Genomic DNA, 16,602 nt, shown 5'->3' with positions numbered 1-16,602 from the left:
AGCCTCAACGAGACGATCATCGCCAACGTGGGGCGCGACAGGGACAAGGGCGCGATGTTCGCCCGCGTGCCGACGGGTTTCGAGCCGCGGCGCGGTCTACCACACGCGCAAGACGGCAGGCGAGTTCAAGCACTTCCACAGGAACTGCGACTGCAAGGTGGTCCCCAGCTTCGAGGGCGACCCCGAAGCCGAGCTGGTGCAGGGGGTCAAGCCGAGGGAGCTGCGCGAGCGGTACAAGCGGTTCAAGGAGATAGACGAGACTGAAGGGCTGAGTTCCGCAGAGAAGGACGCAAGGAAGCGCGCCGCACTCGACGGGAGCGTCCCCGAAGCCCCCGGTTGGTCGACGAGCGTATTCGAACGTCTCGGCGCAGTCGAAGCCGAGATTGACGCACCGCTTCCAACCGGCACAACATCAACATCGTCGGTAGCGGGTAGGTTCAAGGCGTATGCACTCCCATCTGGAAGGCGGTTCTTTTTCAAGGCCGACATGGACCAAAGCAGGCAGGAAATGACACCTGAAAGGCTGTTGTCTATTTATGAAAAAGTGCCTGAACATATCAAAGACCGTATGCAAAAGGAAATCTACGTTGTCGATTACGCTAACCCGCAAGACGAATACTGGAAAATGCGATACCGCAATTTCGCCGGGTCGTATGCGACGGGCGGTATCGAAATAACGTTGTGGGCGTATACCGGTCACGATGATTCGTACCTTGAAAGGACGCTGTGCCATGAGACGGGGCATTTAGTTGACATCGAAGAGGCGTCGGCTGGAGAGGCGCTCAGCTCGGGCGGAGTATGGGAGGATGCGGTTATGAATGACTATGGGCATAGCAAGAAAACCCATCCAACTAAATACGCCGCCAATTCATCGTCCGAAGACTTTGCGGAATCCGTCGCGCTGTATACTATCGATAGCGAAAAATTCAGGCGGGATTATCCCTATCGCGCATCAGTACTCGATAAGGTTTTGGGGGGTGGCAACAGTGCCGACAGTCCAGCGAATTGACGAGGCAACGCCCAACGGCGGCGATTACTCCGAAATCGTCTACATGAACGACAGCGGCGACGTTGTCGATGAATCGGTTGCCACTAAATGCGCGATTCGCGAGTGCGCAGCCGACGGGTCTCTCATATGCGAAACGTTCGGGATGCTCTCGTGAAGCGCGTCTCGACCTCGTCCGCTCCATTCTCATATACGTGGAGAACGCCGGCAGCGAGGTCGACGCGGACGACATGTCGACGGAGCGCTGGCCGATTGAAGCGGTCGCGTACCACGTGAGGCTCATGGCCCACCACGGGCTTCTCGGGCGTCGCCATCGACTCGCCGAGCCTGGCCGCGATGTCCGAGCCGGCCATCACGATGGACGGGGCGATATACGTGGGCGAGAACTCGCGCATGCGCAAGGCCGCGGATTTCGCCGGGCACGCATTCGATATCGCCCTTTCCGCTGCGGTCCAGGCCGCCGCGTCGCGCATCTGACGCGCGGGCGCCGAAGCAAGCATTCACAAGACAAAAGACAATCAGCGAAGGCCCCGTCTCGGGGCCTTCGCTGATTCAAGCCATCCGCACGGGTGGCTTTGTTCGTATAAGGACGTGCATATATATGAAGTTTCCTTGACTGCTCAGCTTTCGGGTACAATAGTCCACGTGCAAAACGGGCCTGTAGCTCAACGGTGGAGCAGGGGACTCATAATCCTTTGGTTCTCGGTTCGAATCCGGGCGGGCCCACCATACTTTTCCAGTTCATCGGCCTGATTCGGCTGCTCTTTCTCCTTGTCGGTCAGCCCGATTTCGGGCTTTGGTCACAATATGGTCACAATGCTTCGGCCTAGGCGGTTTTCGCGGCCTTCTCGGGGTGCTCCATGACGGCGGCTAGCAGGTTCGCGGCCTGCTCGTCGTTGCCCGGCATGGCGTGCGCGTACCAGTTGAGCGTTATGCTGGCGTCCGCATGGCCGAGGCGGGTCTGGACGGTCTTCACGTCCACCCCGTTCCCGAGAAGCAGCGTCGCCTGGGTGTGCCTCAGCTCGTGGTATTTCAGCCCCTCGAAGCCGCTCTCCTCACGGAACGCCCTCCACCACTTCTCGAAGTTCGACAGGTTCAGGTAGCCGCCCGTCGACGAGCAGCAGACGGGCGTCCCGTCCGACTGCCTGGCCCCGAATTTCGCTAGCTCCACGGCCTGGCGGGCCTTCCAGTGGGCGAGGTGCCCGACTGTGCCTGCGTCTATGCTTACGGTCCTCGCTCCCGCCGCTGTCTTCGGCTCCTTCGTCGTGCCGTCCATTTTCAGGGTGCGGCAAACCGTCACGCACCCCTCGCCAAGGTCGACGCAGCCCCAATCGAGCGCCAGGACCTCGCCGAGCCTCGCGCCCGTCGCGAGCCCGATGCGGGCCGCCAGGGCGCAGCTTACGGGGGCCACGCCGCGAACGAACCCCCGCCCGAACGCCTTGCCCCTGGCGAGCTGCCTTTCTTCCTTGCCCGCGAGGTCGGCGTTTGCGGCCTCCTCGGCGGCGTCTATGCAGGACAGCAGCCGCGCGGCCTCTGAGGCCGACAGCGAGCGCCTGCCCGGGTCGTCGGGTTTGGGAGCCTCCACCTTTTCGCACGGGTTCCGCAGGCAGTAGCCGTAGTCGCACGCCTTGCGGAAGACGCTCTTCAGGTAGATGTGCAGCTTGCGGACGGTGGTCTTGCTCAGGCCCTCGGCGAGCGCCAGGGCGTACACCTTCTCAACCATGGGCGCGGTCACCTTGCGCATGGGGACGCCGCCTATGACCGCCTCGGCGCGCCTCAGGGCCGCGATCTCGCCTTCGAGGTTCTCCTCGGATATCTTGCCCGAGGTGCGCTTCGCGTCGGCCCATATCGGTACGAACTCTGACAGCGTGACGCGCTGGGCGTCAAGCTTCATGCCGCCCTCCACCTCGGCTCGCAGCCTGTCGCGCTCCCTGCGGGCGTCGGCCTTGGTGCCGTGGACGGTGGCCGTCGCGTACTGCCGCCTGCCCGTGGCGGGGTCGAATCCCGCCGACACGCGAACGCGCCACGTGCCGCGCCCCCGCTGGGTTATGCTCCCGTCTCCTTTTGCCATGTTCCTCCCTCCTTTCCCTCGCTCGTCCTGCCTGCTGTATCCACACCGCCCAGAGGGGCGGGAATGGGCCTAATGGGTGTTGCAGAATGCTCGTTCTGGATGGCGTTGAAAGCGTTTCGAGCAGAGTTGAGAACAGAACCGCCGTTTTTTCCCGCGCTCTTTCTTGGAGATATAAGGTTTTCCGCAATAGTCGCAGACGCCAACACGGCCTTCTCTGTTCTGTTCAAGCATGTATTTCCAGGTTGCTGAAATCGGTGAATAATACGAAAAGTACTCATTACCTTGGCTTACGAATGCTCTTGCGTCGGCGAGATGCAGGGTCGCTAAAATGTCGAATGCATCATCGGCGATCTGCTTAAACACGGCATCTGAATAGCTATGCCAGAATGAATAAACAACAAGGATGCCTAAATGCCCAGAACACTGCTTATTCCATAGTTTTGAGTCGACGGTATTTCTATAATCCTCGAGAATGACCATTCTAAGAGGCTTCTCGTCTGCGATTTCTTCTATATTATCGGGTACGGGCAAAAACCAGCCAGGTACTGAAGCGTTATCGATGGTAGTTCGTAGCCACCTTTTATAAACTACCGAATCAATAGGCAAGAACATAACTCCATGAATCTTGTCATGCTCGTTCACGTCTTCCGGTATTCCGTCGAATATGGAGAAGCCTTTTCGGTTACAAGCAAATTCGAATCCTAGTGATTTAAGGGCAAAGGCGCTTTGTCGGTCGTTGTCTTCGGATGAGATCGCCCTCAATTTCATCGCGGTTACAAGAATATTCCTTGCGTTCAAATCGTCGCTTGTCACGCCGTCGGGAAATACGTAGCCGTATTGCTTTTCGTGCATATGCATATCACTTTCGGTTTCGGAGGCAATGTAACTACGAAACTCATCGGCTGAACAGTCGAAATTGAAGACCGCATGCATAGCATAGCTCACTTTCCCTTGTGTCTTTATAAATATGTATTTAATAAAGTCATTCTGCGAGTCATCATTTTAGGTGCAACGTTCGGAACCGTCAAGGAGAAAGGAGCAACGAACATGACTGAGCGAAACGAGACCATGCTGCGCCTTGTGCTGTGGCGCAAGCGCATGACTCAGGCTGATCTGGCGCGGCGCACTGGGATAGACCCCGCCAGCGTGTCGCGCATCGTGCGAGGCGTGGAGCCAGCGTATCCGAGGCGAGGAAGGCGCATCGCCGACGCCCTGGGCTGGGAGGGCGACCCGTCGGAGCTGTTCGAGGAGGTGCCCGATGGCGAAGATCGTTAGGGCCGTGCCGTCCGCAGTCCTGCCCGACCTGCTCACCGTCGAGCAGATGGCGGATATCCTCGGACTCGCCAAGAACACCGTCCGCAGCATGTGCCGCTCGGGGGAGCTGCCCGCTGTCCATATAGGCCGCAGGTGGTACGTTCCCAGAGCGAAGCTAAACGAGTTCCTGGGGGTGGCGTAGATGGGGCGCAGGAGAAGCGCCGTCTTCATCGACGGCGAAGCGGTCAAATCGGACTGCGGGGGCCGCTCGAACGTCCCCAGGGCCGAGAAGAGGGCCAGGAAGGCGAAGCGCCGCCCCGACAGCGACCAAACAGAGGGACGGCGCGAGCTGGGCGCTCAGGAACGCCAGCAAGGCCATTGTAGCGCAGCTGAGGCGGCGGAGGACGCCGAGAAGGACGCGAGGACGGTTCGCATCTGGAACGGGGCGGTGACCCGCTGGGAGGCCGTCGGCCCGGTTCTGCGGGGCATGGCGGCGCGCGAGGTGGAAGCGGAGAGGCCCTTCACGATCCAACTGCTCATGGAGCGGCTGAGGCACGAGCAGCACGTGGGGCGCGACGGAAAGGACGTCGCGATCAACAACACCTATGCCCCGGCCTACGCCCGCCTGCTGCTTCGCGACATGCCCGAGGCCCGCCCGTACCTGGAAACGCGCAAGTCCCGCTTCGACGGGATGGCGTAGCCCGTGGGCGGCTGGGGCAAGGTGCGCGCGCCGACGATGGCCAGGCTCGCCGAGGCCATGGAGACGCGCCCCAAGGTGACGGGCAAGGCGTACGCGGCCATAATCAGCCGATCGCGCCCCGCGGGGGGCCTGGGCTGCGAGGACAAGCGCGCCGTGGCGGAATGGGCCGACGCCTGCGGCATGGGCGACGTTCCGCTGAAAGACTTCGAGGCGGCGGTGGTGAGCAACGCGGCCATAGCCGAGGAGATGTTCGGCGGGGGCTCGAAGAATGTGAGGAAGGGAGTGAGGCTGTTGGTCGAATCGGGCGTCGTCGACAGGGCGAGGCAGGGCAGGCGGGGGCGCGCGAGCGTTTACGTTACGTACCCGACGCGCGCCGACGTTGCCGAAGGCTCGTATGACCTCCCTGTTTCGACGGGGGAGGAGAAAGCGGGGGTCATATGCGACCCCCCTATCACGGTGGAAAACTCTGTGGAAAACGAAAATAGGGGGGTCACTGTGTTGGAATACGGGGGTCACGACCCCGAAATAAGGGGGTCGGGGGTACATGCTGACCTGGGGTTCCGAAAACACCATCAGAGTACTTCAGAGAATACATCAGAGGGGGCGCGAAGCGCGGCTGCGGGCAAGCCCGCGCCCCGCGCCCAGGACGGCCCGACGTGCCCCGTCTGCGGCTCCCCGGTCGAGCCGTTCGCCGGCAACCCGAGGATAGCCGAGTGCCGCAGCTGCGGGAAGGCGGTGAGGCCCGAATGGCGAAGGCAGGTATGACCGTCACCGACATGCTCAACCGCCGCGACAGGCAGGGCATGGTCGAGAGGCTGATAGCCGCCGAGACGGACCCCGAGAGGGTACTCTGCCCCATGTGCGGCTGCGCCTTCCTGATTCCCGGCACGAGGGCGGCGGACTACTACGGCGTGTGCCTCACCTGCCTTGAGAGGGCCAAGAGGGACGCGAACAGGGAGTATGAGCGTCTCATCCTCGCCCACAAGGAGAGCGACGCCGCGAGGCAGGTTGCGCATCGGCTCAAGAAGAGGGAGGGCGTCGACATCAAGCGGACGTCCAGCACTCAAGACTATTTCGACAGATAAGGAGATTCAAGTATGGGCAGGTTCAGGCATCACGCCGAGAAGATCGTCGACGGCGGGCAGGGGATCATGGATAGGTACTTGGACGCTCTGAGAGCGAGCCAAACGGCGAACGAGGCGTTCAAGGCCGTGGAGCGCCGCAACTACGCCGGCTCTCAAAGCCGCCCGAGCTACCGCGAGCTAGCCGAGGCCCAGGAGGCCCGAGAGGCAGCTTCCAAGCGCCTCTCAGAGACGGTGAGAGCCTGCAAGGCCGAGTCGGCGAAGCTGGCGAGGGAAGGGCGTAGGGCGCTCGATAAGGATGTCGAATCCTTCTACTCCATCGATTCGGGCAAGTTCGACCTGGCGTTCTCCGCGCTGGCAGACTCGGGCATCATGGAGGATTCAGACTACGCGGCCGCTTTCGGCAAGTACGCCGAGAACGGGACCATGCTTCGGTACCTTGCGGGCAAGGTCGAGCCGCGCGTCAAGGCGGGCGTGGCGTCAGCCGAGCTTCGGAACGCCTATTCGGCCTACGCCGAGGGATACGGGCCTGATGCGGTGAAGGCAAACTTCAAGACGCTGTGCAGGACGCTCGAACGTTTCACGTGCAGCGACTACAGCCCGCATTGGGATAAGCAGGTTGAGCCGATGATGGAGGTGTTCTGATGAGTGGCAGTAAAGGTGTTTTCAGAGAGTACACCGAGAAGATGGACGGGCTTCTGAGACGGGGACCCGGCAAGAACCCCGAGGCGTTCCGCGTCGAGGTGACGAAGCTCAACTGCGAGACGCGCGACAAGCTGGCAGGCGATTCCGATCGCTCCATCTTCGGCATCATGGCCGATTGCGCTGAGAACGCGGCATACCACCCCGAATGCTACGGGTACTGGGCTGACCTCATTTTCCGCAGGATGGCGGGGCTCTTGTAGCTACGCGCCGTCTGATAACCGTCAGGGCGATTAAACGCCGCAGGGAGGCGGTTGAGGCGGAGCATCCCCAGGTGGGAAGCGCGTCTCGCCTCCCGCCGCCTGGCGGTGTCAGTCGACCCTGACGATTTTCGGACGCCATAAAGCACGGAAGCGCAGGGGCCGCTCGCTGGGTGGTCTGCGAGAACAATGAGAACCAATAAAAAGAGTTTTTGACAGGCCCAAAAGAGTTTCTGCAGGCCCTAAAAAAGGAATACTTGCAGGCCCAAAAGGAAAGGAGACGGGCGCATTGGCGAGGAGTGCATGCACGATGGCGAATGGCCGAGCCTCGATTTCGACTTGGACGACCTGGGGAGCCTCGAAGACTTGCTTGACGCCGATTTCGAGAGGGGGTTCGAAGACTTCAAGAGGGACGTCGAATCCGGGGCGTGGAATCCCTAGGGCGGCGGGCTTTCGGGATTCGGACTCGGGTCAAAGCTACCGCTTGAGCTACCGCCAAAGCTACCGCGCTGCCAAGACATGCGTTTGGCCAGGCGTTTTATGACCGATTGCAAGTAGGATTCGAACCCACTATGGGTTCGAATCATGTTCTACGCGAAGGCCGCTCCGCAGAAGGGCGCGAGAGCATGGGAAGGCCCCGCCGAAGCGGGGCCTTCCCCCTCTCGGGCTTCAAGGGGCAATTCCGCCGTCATGCTGTCGTTCGATCACTTGGAACTGGGCCAAGCGCTCGTCATCCCACAGCATTCTCCGAGGGGCAGGCGATTGCGCAGGCCGTACAGGTCCCCGCTCAGGCCCTCGCAGTCTTCTGCCAGCTTGTCCAGCAGCGTTATGAGCGCCGCGAGGGACTGCCCCTCGATCGTGCCGCCTATCTCCTTGTCCAGCACCTCGCTCAGCATCAGGGCGAGGCTGCTCGCGTTCGCGAGGTTGTATGCCAGGGTTTCGGCCTTCGTCGCCGCGTCGTGGATGGCGCTTCTCGTTTGGTTGGGCATAGCGGTTTCTCCTTTCGGGTAGCCGCCGAAGCATGCCGATTATTGGTCACAATATGGTCACAACGCACAATATCGCTATATATCGCACTAGTACATAATCGCAGGTTGGACGGGCATAACGATACGCAGATAATTGTCGTTGTATCCAGAAAAACCGCCTCATAATCCTTTGGTTCTCGGTTCGAATCCGGGTGGGCCCACCACAAAATGCGAAGCGCCGCCGAGAAACCTCGACGGCGCTTTTTCTGCTCTGTGTCTCTTGCGCTTAGACGGTGTAGACCATACCCATCGCCTCGCGAACCTCGCCAAGCGTTTCGTTCGCGATTTCGTTCGCGCGGCGGTTGCCGTCGGCCAGGATGTCGGCGATATACGCCGGGTCCTGCATAAGCTCCTCGCGGCGCGCGCGGATAGGCGCGAGATAGTCGTTCACGCTTTGGGTGACGTACTTCTTGAGCGTGCCCGAGCCGCCGTCGCCGATTTCCTCCGCAATCTCGACTTCCGTGCGCCCAGTGCAAAGCGCTGCCGTGGTGAGCAGGGCGGACACGCCGGGGCGGTTGTCGGGATCGAAAGTGATGTTGCGGTCGGAGTCGGTTTGCGACTTCTTGATGAGCTTCGCTGTCTCCTCCGCCGTCGCCGAGAGGCTGATGGCGTTGCCATAGCTCTTCGACATCTTGCGGCCGTCAAGTCCTGGGATCAAAACGGCGTCGGTCAGAAGGCCTTCGGGCTCGGGGAACACCTGCGCATAGCGCTCGTTGAAGCGGCGCGCGATCTGGCGCGTCTGCTCGATGTGCGGCAGCTGGTCTTTGCCGACGGGCACGATGTTGCCCTTGCAGAACAGGATGTCGCACGCCTGGTGCACGGGGTAGGTCAAAAGCAGGCCTGTGAGCGCGTGCCCCGACGCCTCCTGCTCGGCTTTCACCGTGGGGTTGCGTTCAAGCTCAGCTTCGGTGCAAAGCGAGAGGAAGGGGAGCATGAGCTGGTTCAATGCGGGAATGTGCGAATGCGTGAAGATGATGGTCTTCTCGGGGTCGATCCCGCAGGCCAGGTAATCGATCACCATGTTGTGCACGTTGTCGGCGATATTAGCGGTCGTGTCGCGGTCGGTGATCACCTGATAGTCGGCGATGACGACGCGGGTGGGGACGCCGAGGTTCTGCAGCGCCACGCGTTCCCTGATTGTGCCGAAGTAATGCCCCAGATGCAGGCGGCCCGTGGGTCGGTCGCCGGTGAGCATGAGGTATTTCTCGGGATGCACGGCCAGGTCGGCGCGGATTTCGTCACTGCGCTTCTTCGATGCGAGGAAGCTGTCTTCGTTGCTCATGGGTTCTTCTCTCCCTTATTACGTCACGTGCGGAAATGCATGCTCCGAAAGTATAACAGTATAGGCGCGCTGAAAATGTTGAAATTACCCCTTGCGCGCGGCTTCGATGAGCGCTATTATATTTCCTCGCATCAGGAACAAGTTTTGATGCAAGCTTATTTGGTCGCTTGGCTCAGCGGGAGAGCATCGCCTTCACACGGCGGGGGTCACAGGTTCAAATCCTGTAGCGACCACCATGAAATCTAAAGGCCGGAAGTCACGAGCTTCCGGCCTTTTTCTCTTTTGCGCGCCTGGCCTTCTGTTCCGCACGTGTACAATGCCACCCAGTGAAAACTTGCAGAGAAGGAGAGCTTCGTGGCGAAATTCGACAAACCGGTACCGACAATGGGGGCCGAGGACAGCCCCGATGCCATCTATGATGCGACCACGCTCGGCAAGCCTAAGATGATCGTCTTCGGCTTGCAGCACATGTTCGCCATGTTCGGCGCCACCATCCTGGTTCCGGTGCTCACGGGCCTCTCCGTCTCGGCCACGCTTCTGTTCGCGGGCCTGGGCACGCTTTTGTTCCACTTCCTCTCGAAGGGGAAGGTGCCGGCGTTCCTCGGCTCATCGTTCGCCTTCATCGCAGGCTATGCCGCTATCGCCCCGAATGGCGAGGCTGAGCTTCTGCCCTATGCCTGCCTGGGCGTCGCATGTGCGGGTCTTCTCTACCTCGTGCTCTCTGCGCTCTTCCGCGGCTTCGGCGCGCTTCGCGTGATGAAGTTCTTCCCGCCCGTGGTCACAGGCCCGATTGTCATCTCGATCGGCCTTATCCTCTCGAGCTCCGCTATCGCGAACGCCTCGACGAACTGGCTTGTTGCCGTCGTCGCGATCGCCGTCATCGTCGTCGCGAACATCTGGGGCCGCGGCATGGTGAAGATCATTCCGATCCTGCTCGGCGTGCTCGTGTCCTACCTGCTCGCTGTCGCGCTCGGCGAAGTTGACTTCTCGGGCGTCGCCGCTGCTCCCTGGGTCGGCCTGCCCGTCGCCTTCGAGAACACGGTCTTCGCGCTCTCGAGCAACTTCGATGCGGGGCTTGCAATCACAGCTGTCATCACGATCATGCCGCTCGCGCTCGCGACCATGATCGAGCACATCGGTGACATCTCGGCCATCAGCTCCACGGTCAACCGTAACTTCATCGCCGAGCCGGGCCTGCATCGCACGCTTCTCGGCGACGGCCTGGCCACGATCCTCGCCTCGCTTTTCGGAGCGCCCGCCAATACCACGTACGGCGAGAACACGGGCGTGCTCGCGCTCACCAAGGTGTTCGACCCCCGCGTTATCCGCATCGCCGCGGTGTTCGCAATCTGCTTCTCGTTCTGCCCGAAGTTTGCAGCGGTGATCGAGGCCATGCCCGCTTGCGTCATCGGTGGCGTGTCGCTCGTTTTGTACGGCATGATCTCGGCTGTCGGTGTTCGCAACCTCGTCGAGAACAAAGTCGACTTCATGAAGAGCCGCAACGTGCTCGTCGCGGCGCTCATCCTCGTGCTCTCCATCGGCATCGCTTACTCCACGGCGGGCGCCATCGTGTTCGCCGTTGGCGGCATCACCATCTCGCTTTCGGGTCTCGCCGTGGGCTCGCTTGCGGGCATCGTGCTGAACGCGGTGCTCCCTGGGAAGGACGAGTATTCCTTCGGCGGTGACGCCCCCGAGCGTGCAGACGAACCCGAGATGCGCTTTCCGCTTGAAGGCGAGCTTCCCAAGGATGTGAAGGAAGCCTAGGAAAAGCGGCCTGCGCGAAGGCGTCCCACCTGGGAATTTGTCGGCAATCTGCATTTATCGCCACATCGCGGCGTTTAGGGGAATTTCCTCTTGCGCTGCGATGTGGCGGGGGTATACTGACGCCAGTTCAAAACCAAATACGACGAAATGCGTTGACGAGGAAAGTAAGGACGAACCCATCTCTCAGAGAGCCGGCGGATGCTGCGAGCCGGTGGTGGGCGGCCCCGAATGCCACCTCCGAGCAGTTCGGCGCGAACGTTTTGCGTGCTTTGCGAATAACCTTCGCAATCGCGTGAGGCAAGTAGCCTGAATCGGCGACTCCGTTATCGGTCCGCGGTCTATTCCGTTGTTCCCAAGAGGTCCTGGTGCAGGTGCTTGCAGCCAGGATTTTTTTATGGGCGATGACGCCCGGAGGGAGGACACGGAACATGCAGCTTCGCAGCGATGCCATCAAGGTGGGTGCCGCGCGCGCCCCGCATCGCAGCCTGCTCAAGGCTGACGGGATCACCGACGAGGAGATGGGCCGCCCGCTTATCGCCGTCGTCAATTCCCGCAACGACATCATCCCCGGCCACAACAACCTCGACAAGATCTGCGAGGCCGTGAAGGCGGGCATCTACCTCGCGGGCGGCGTCCCGTTCGAGGTGTCCACCATCGGCGTGTGCGACGGCATCGCCATGAACCATGCGGGCATGCACTACTCGCTTGTGTCGCGCGAGGTCATCGCCGACAGCTTGGAATGCGCGGTCGAGGGCCACGCATTCGACGGCATCGTGTGCATCCCCAACTGCGACAAGATCGTCCCGGGTATGATTTTGGGCGCTCTTCGCGTGAACATCCCCACCGTGTTCGTCTCCGGCGGCCCGATGCTTCCCGGCCATGAGCCCGGCTGCACGGGCGGCCCCACGACCGACCTGAACACGCTCTTTGACGGCGCGGGCAAGGTCGCCGCCGGCACGATGGGCGAGGACGAGCTGAAGTACTATGAGGACACCGCGTGCCCGACCTGCGGCAGCTGCTCGGGCATGTTCACCGCGAACTCCATGAACTGCCTGTGCGAGGCGCTGGGTATAGCACTTCCCGGCAACGGCACCATTCCCGCCGTGTACTCCGAGCGCCTTCGCCTCGCCAAGCATGCGGGCATGAAGGTCATGGAGCTGCTCGAGCACGGCATCAACTTCCGCGACCTCGTGTCGGCGGCGGCGATCCACAACGCCATGGAATGCGACATGGCTTTCGGCGGCTCCACCAACACGGTGCTCCACCTGACCGCCATCGCCCAGGCGGCGGGGCACCCCATCACGATGGACGACTGGGACGCGGCGAGTGCGCGCACGCCCCATCTCGTGAAGCTGCAGCCCTCCGGCCCGCGCCCACTCATCGACCTCTACGCCGTAGGCGGCGTGCCGGTTGTCATGCACGAGCTCAATGAGCTGGGACTTCTCGATGAGTCCGCCCTCACCTGCATGGGCATCCTTCCCGAGTATATCGAGAAGTGCACGAAACCCGCCGATGGCGAGGTGTGCCGCACGCACGACAACCCGTTCTCGAAGGTCGGCGCGTTGCGCGTGCTCCACGGCAACGTCGCGCCCGACGGCGGCATCGTGAAGAAGTCGGCCGTCGACCCCTCGATGCTCACGCACACGGGTCCCGCGCGCTGCTTCAATTCCGAGGAGGAAGCTTGCAAGGCAATCTTCGCAGGTGAAATCAAGGCAGGCGACGTTGTCGTCATCCGCTACGAGGGCCCGGCTGGCGGCCCCGGCATGCGCGAGATGCTCACGCCGACGTCCGCCATCGTGGGCATGGGACTTTCCAAGTCCGTGGCGCTCATCACCGACGGCCGCTTCTCCGGCGCCTCGAAGGGCCCCTGCGTGGGACACGTGAGCCCCGAAGCTGCGGCGGGCGGCCCCATCGCGCTTATCGAGGACGGCGACGAGATCACGGTCGACATCGAAGGGGGAGAAATCAACCTCCATGTCGACGACGAGGAGCTTGCCCGCCGCCACGCCGCGTTCGTCGCGCCTGCTCCGAAGCACAACCATGGCGTTCTCGCCAAGTACGCAAAGCTCGTCTCATCGGCCGATAAGGGGGCGTATGTCTCGTGAGTAACACTTTGAAAAGCAAGAAACCTCAGATTGGCGGGCCTTTGGGCCTGGGCAGCAAGACCGAGAAGCAGGGTCTGCGCATGAACGGCGCCGAGGCGATCATCGCCTCGCTTGAAGCCGAGGGCGTCGATTTGGTGTTCGGCTACCCCGGTGGCCAGGCGATCAAGATCTACGACGCGCTCTACGACAGCAAGCAGATCACGCATATTCTTTCCCGCCACGAGCAGGGCGCGGTCCACGAGGCCGACGGCTATGCGCGCGCGACGGGGCGCCCTGGCGTGGCCATCGTCACGTCCGGCCCAGGCGCCACGAACACGGTGACGGGCATTGCGACGGCCTACATGGACTCCGTGCCCCTCGTCGTCATCACCGGCCAGGTCCCGCGTGGCGTCATCGGTACCGACTCGTTCCAGGAATCCGACATCGTCGGCATTACCATGCCGATTGTCAAGCACTCCTTCCTTCTGCAGTCGGCCGAAGAGCTCACAACGACCTTCCGCGAGGCGTTCCACATCGCCTCGACGGGACGTCCCGGCCCCGTGCTCATCGACGTGCCCTCCGACATCCAAAGCGAGCAGATCGTCTTCAACTACCCCGACGAGGTGAACCTGCCGTCGTATCGACCCACGTACAAGGGCAACGCCAAGCAGATCAAGCAGGCGGTCGGCGTGATCGAGCGCGCGGAGCGACCCATCCTCTACGTCGGCGGCGGCGCGATTGCGTCGGGTGCTACCGAGGAGCTCGTGGAGCTTTCTGATGCGATGCAGATTCCTGTGGTGACGACGCTCATGGGCAAAGGCGCCTTCCCGGCGTCGCACCCGATGAACTTAGGTCCCGTCGGCATGCACGGCTCGAAGTTCGCGAACCTTGCCATGACTGAGTCCGATCTGATCATCGCGGCGGGCGCGCGCTTCTCCGACCGTGTGACGGGCAAGCTCTCCGAGTTCGCCCCGCATGCGAAGGTCATCCACATCGACATCGACCCGGCCGAGATCGGCAAGATCCGCGAGGCGCAGGTGCCCATCGTCGGCGACTTGAAGGGCGTCGTCGCGGGCATCGTCGCCACGATCGAGAAGGAAGCCTGCACGCCGCGCACCGAGGCGTGGAACGCGCAGATTGCGGAGTGGCGCGAGCGCTACCCGTTCTACGATGCGCAGATTACCGAGAACCCCGACGAGATCGTCCCCGAGATCGCCATGCAGAAGCTCTCCGCGAAGCTCGACCCGCACAATTCTGTCGTCGTGACCGAGGTCGGCCAGCACCAGATGTGGGCTGCGCAGTTCATCGACCGCGAGGAGCCGCGCAGCTTCATTTCCTCGGGTGGCCTGGGCACGATGGGATTCGGCTTCCCTGCATCCATCGGCGCTGCGTTCGGGCGTCCAGGCGCGCAGGTGGTCTGCATCGCAGGTGACGGGTCGTTCCAGATGAACAGCCAGGAAATGGCCACCGCCGCCATTCACAACGTGCCGGTGAAGGTCGTTATCTTGGACAACCGCGCGCTCGGCATGGTGCATCAGTGGCAGAAGCTCTTCTATCGCGAGCGCTACTCGTTCACCGAGCTCGACGCGAACCCAGATTTCGTGAAACTCGCTGACGCGTACAGCTGGCAGGCAGAGCGCGTGGCCGACCCCGCGAAGCTCGACGAGGCCTATGATCGCATGCTCGCCTGCGACGGTCCTTTCCTTTTGGACGTTGCAATCTCCGACCAGCAGAACGTGTTCCCGATGGTCGCGCCTGGCAAGGCGATGAGCGACGTCATGGGCGCGATCGACGTGGCGGTCGGCGCCGTGCGCACCGATGTGCCGGGCGAGCCTGCGCTGGTGGTGCGCGAGAAGTCGCCCTGCGCGAAGATTGACGCGCAGTTCGGCGGCCGCTGGGAAGCCGACCCTGAGGACAAGGGCCCGCACCAGGGCGAGGGCTCGAACGGGGTAGGCGCCGCTGAAGAGGAAGGGGATGTTCGATGAAACATATCCTGTCTATTCTGGTCGAGAACAAGCCGGGCGTGCTCTCCCGCGTGACCGGGCTCATCTCGCGCCGCGGGTTCAACATCGACTCGCTGTCGGTGGGCCCGACCGAGGACCCCACGATGTCGCGTATCACCATCATCGTGAAGGCCGACGACGTGGCATACGAGCAGATCACCAAGCAGCTGCACAAGCTGGTCAGCGTCTATAAGATTAGCGACCTTACAAAAGAGTCCGCAATTGAGCGCGAGCTCGTGCTCTTCAAGGTGAACGCGTCGCCCGAGCGGCGAAACGAGATCATCGAAATCACGAACGTGTTCCGTGCGAAGATCGTCGACGTGGGCAAAAGCTCGCTCACGATCGAGGCGACGGGCGACGAGAGCAAGCTCAAGGGCATGGAAGATCTCTTCCGCGCCTACGGCATCAAGGAGATCACGCGCACGGGCAAGATAGCCATGAGCCGTAATTCCAAGGAAGTATGATGCTCAACTTCTTCCCGCAGGTAAGTGGCCCCTGCGCTCGGCTTCGCCGTGCTCGGGGTCGAACAGCACTCAGCTGTTCGATGAGCCGCAACTCCAGGGAAGTGTAGGGAGCGAACCTGCACATCATGGGTATTTCCGCGCGAGCGGTTGCCATAAAGCAAGGTAAAACCAGCCAAAAAGAAAGGACAAACTACCATGGCTGTGACAATCTATTATGAAGAGGACGTCAACCCGAAGATCATCCAGGGCAAAAAGATCGCCATCATCGGCTATGGCTCGCAGGGTCATGCCCATGCGCTCAACCTCATGGACTCCGGCTGCGACGTGCGCGTCGGTCTTCGCGAGGGTTCCAAGTCCGCCGAGAAGGCTCGCGAGGCTGGCCTTAAGGTCGTCGACATGGACACCGCCGCCGAGGAAGCCGATCTCATCATGATCCTCACGCCGGACGAGACGCAGCCGAAGGTCTACGAGGAGCACATCAAAGATCATCTGAAGGCTGGCGACACCCTCGCGTTCGCCCACGGCTTCAACATCCACTACGGCTACATCAAGGCTCCCGAGGACGTGAACGTCATCATGTGCGCTCCTAAGGGCCCGGGCCACATCGTCCGTCGTCAGTTCACCGAAGGCTCTGGTGTGCCCGACCTCGCATGCGTGGCTCAGGACGCGACCGGCGATGCATGGGATATCGCGATGTCCTACTGCTGGGGCGTCGGCGGTGCCCGTTCCGGCATCATCAAGGCTACGTTCGCCGAGGAAACCGAAGAGGACCTCTTCGGTGAGCAGGCAGTTCTTTGCGGCGGCCTCGTCGAGCTCGTCAAGGCTGGCTTCGAGACGCTCGTCGACGCCGGCTATCCGCCCGAGCTCGCTTACTTCGAGTGCTACCACGAGATGAAGATGATCGTCGACCTGATGTACGAGTCCGGCATCCACTTCATGAACTACTCCATCTCCAACACCGC

At 61.7% G+C, this 16,602-nt stretch carries 20 protein-coding genes and 2 tRNA genes; 18 read left to right on the top strand and 4 right to left on the bottom strand.

From position 1 onward, the window contains the following. The 4 genes from Q0G18_RS06395 to Q0G18_RS06380 all read left to right on the top strand — a co-directional run. On the top strand, positions 1 to 1,009 hold a 1,009-nt coding region (locus tag Q0G18_RS06395; protein ID WP_297150939.1), incomplete at its 5' end, for a hypothetical protein. Then, positions 987 to 1,163, top strand: a complete 177-nt coding sequence (locus Q0G18_RS06390; RefSeq protein ID WP_297150936.1) for a hypothetical protein — start codon at positions 987 to 989, stop codon at positions 1,161 to 1,163. The genes Q0G18_RS06395 and Q0G18_RS06390, both read left to right, overlap by 23 nt. Positions 1,164 to 1,342: 179 nt before the next feature. Further along, complete coding sequence (locus Q0G18_RS06385) at positions 1,343 to 1,483, top strand: hypothetical protein (RefSeq protein WP_297150934.1); 141 nt, start codon at positions 1,343 to 1,345, stop codon at positions 1,481 to 1,483. A gap of 177 nt (positions 1,484 to 1,660) precedes the next feature. Next, a tRNA-Ile gene (locus Q0G18_RS06380) sits at positions 1,661 to 1,735 on the top strand. Between the two features lie 97 nt (positions 1,736 to 1,832). On the opposite strand, the gene Q0G18_RS06375 is transcribed toward Q0G18_RS06380, so the two are convergent. Together Q0G18_RS06375 and Q0G18_RS06370 are read right to left on the bottom strand one after the other, a co-directional pair. Further along, positions 1,833 to 3,077 (bottom strand): site-specific integrase, encoded by a 1,245-nt coding sequence (locus Q0G18_RS06375; RefSeq protein ID WP_297150931.1) that lies wholly within the window; start codon positions 3,075 to 3,077, stop codon positions 1,833 to 1,835. Positions 3,078 to 3,146: 69 nt separating this feature from the next. Next, on the bottom strand, positions 3,147 to 4,010 hold the full coding sequence (locus Q0G18_RS06370; RefSeq protein WP_297150928.1) for a hypothetical protein: 864 nt from the start codon (positions 4,008 to 4,010) through the stop codon (positions 3,147 to 3,149). A gap of 114 nt (positions 4,011 to 4,124) precedes the next feature. Between Q0G18_RS06370 and Q0G18_RS06365 the strand changes: the two genes are divergently transcribed. From Q0G18_RS06365 to Q0G18_RS06330, 8 genes are all read left to right on the top strand, one after another. After that, positions 4,125 to 4,352: a helix-turn-helix transcriptional regulator gene (locus Q0G18_RS06365; protein ID WP_297150925.1), complete on the top strand. Its 228-nt coding sequence runs from the start codon at positions 4,125 to 4,127 to the stop codon at positions 4,350 to 4,352. Further along, positions 4,336 to 4,533 carry a helix-turn-helix domain-containing protein gene (locus Q0G18_RS06360; RefSeq protein WP_297150922.1) on the top strand — a complete coding sequence of 66 codons (198 nt, stop codon included), beginning with the start codon at positions 4,336 to 4,338 and terminating at the stop codon, positions 4,531 to 4,533. The genes Q0G18_RS06365 and Q0G18_RS06360 overlap by 17 nt, the downstream gene beginning before the upstream one ends. Further along, positions 4,534 to 5,031, top strand: a complete 498-nt coding sequence (locus Q0G18_RS06355; RefSeq protein WP_297150919.1) for a hypothetical protein — start codon at positions 4,534 to 4,536, stop codon at positions 5,029 to 5,031. 36 nt (positions 5,032 to 5,067) lie between these two features. Then, positions 5,068 to 5,796 (top strand): hypothetical protein, encoded by a 729-nt coding sequence (locus Q0G18_RS06350; RefSeq protein ID WP_297150916.1) that lies wholly within the window; start codon positions 5,068 to 5,070, stop codon positions 5,794 to 5,796. Continuing rightward, the gene (locus tag Q0G18_RS06345) at positions 5,793 to 6,116 is read left to right on the top strand and encodes a hypothetical protein (RefSeq protein ID WP_297150913.1); all 324 of its coding nucleotides are present in this window, start codon (positions 5,793 to 5,795) and stop codon (positions 6,114 to 6,116) included. The genes Q0G18_RS06350 and Q0G18_RS06345 overlap by 4 nt, the downstream gene beginning before the upstream one ends. A gap of 12 nt (positions 6,117 to 6,128) precedes the next feature. Beyond that, entirely contained in the window at positions 6,129 to 6,758 is a 630-nt protein-coding gene (locus Q0G18_RS06340) for a hypothetical protein (protein ID WP_297150910.1), read from the top strand. Further along, positions 6,758 to 7,018, top strand: a complete 261-nt coding sequence (locus tag Q0G18_RS06335; RefSeq protein ID WP_297150907.1) for a hypothetical protein — start codon at positions 6,758 to 6,760, stop codon at positions 7,016 to 7,018. The genes Q0G18_RS06340 and Q0G18_RS06335 overlap by 1 nt, the downstream gene beginning before the upstream one ends. A 300-nt stretch (positions 7,019 to 7,318) precedes the next feature. Next, complete coding sequence (locus tag Q0G18_RS06330; protein ID WP_297150904.1) at positions 7,319 to 7,456, top strand: hypothetical protein; 138 nt, start codon at positions 7,319 to 7,321, stop codon at positions 7,454 to 7,456. 263 nt (positions 7,457 to 7,719) lie between these two features. Here Q0G18_RS06330 and Q0G18_RS06325 read toward each other — a convergent pair whose 3' ends face one another. Together Q0G18_RS06325 and trpS are read right to left on the bottom strand one after the other, a co-directional pair. After that, a complete protein-coding gene (locus tag Q0G18_RS06325; RefSeq protein WP_297150901.1) occupies positions 7,720 to 8,004 on the bottom strand; it encodes a hypothetical protein in 285 nt (94 codons plus the stop codon). Positions 8,005 to 8,269: 265 nt separating this feature from the next. Beyond that, complete coding sequence (trpS, locus tag Q0G18_RS06320) at positions 8,270 to 9,325, bottom strand: tryptophan--tRNA ligase (RefSeq protein WP_297150898.1); 1,056 nt, start codon at positions 9,323 to 9,325, stop codon at positions 8,270 to 8,272. Positions 9,326 to 9,486: 161 nt separating this feature from the next. On the opposite strand from trpS, the gene Q0G18_RS06315 reads away from it, so the two are divergent. From Q0G18_RS06315 to ilvC, 6 genes are all read left to right on the top strand, one after another. Next, positions 9,487 to 9,561, top strand: a tRNA-Val gene (locus tag Q0G18_RS06315). A gap of 148 nt (positions 9,562 to 9,709) precedes the next feature. After that, positions 9,710 to 11,089 carry a uracil-xanthine permease family protein gene (locus tag Q0G18_RS06310; protein ID WP_297150940.1) on the top strand — a complete coding sequence of 460 codons (1,380 nt, stop codon included), beginning with the start codon at positions 9,710 to 9,712 and terminating at the stop codon, positions 11,087 to 11,089. A 428-nt stretch (positions 11,090 to 11,517) separates the two neighbouring features. Further along, the gene (gene ilvD / locus Q0G18_RS06305; RefSeq protein WP_297150895.1) at positions 11,518 to 13,194 is read left to right on the top strand and encodes a dihydroxy-acid dehydratase; all 1,677 of its coding nucleotides are present in this window, start codon (positions 11,518 to 11,520) and stop codon (positions 13,192 to 13,194) included. An 80-nt stretch (positions 13,195 to 13,274) separates the two neighbouring features. Then, a complete protein-coding gene (gene ilvB / locus Q0G18_RS06300) occupies positions 13,275 to 15,158 on the top strand; it encodes a biosynthetic-type acetolactate synthase large subunit (RefSeq protein WP_366769154.1) in 1,884 nt (627 codons plus the stop codon). Then, complete coding sequence (gene ilvN / locus Q0G18_RS06295; protein ID WP_158048458.1) at positions 15,155 to 15,640, top strand: acetolactate synthase small subunit; 486 nt, start codon at positions 15,155 to 15,157, stop codon at positions 15,638 to 15,640. The genes ilvB and ilvN overlap by 4 nt, the downstream gene beginning before the upstream one ends. A gap of 201 nt (positions 15,641 to 15,841) precedes the next feature. Next, on the top strand, positions 15,842 to 16,602 hold a 761-nt coding region (gene ilvC / locus Q0G18_RS06290; protein ID WP_366769152.1), incomplete at its 3' end, for a ketol-acid reductoisomerase.

The sequence above is a fragment of the uncultured Ellagibacter sp. genome, from assembly GCF_934636505.1.
In the GTDB taxonomy this organism is placed as follows: domain Bacteria; phylum Actinomycetota; class Coriobacteriia; order Coriobacteriales; family Eggerthellaceae; genus Ellagibacter.
This window is presented reverse-complemented; position numbering and strand designations above follow the sequence as displayed.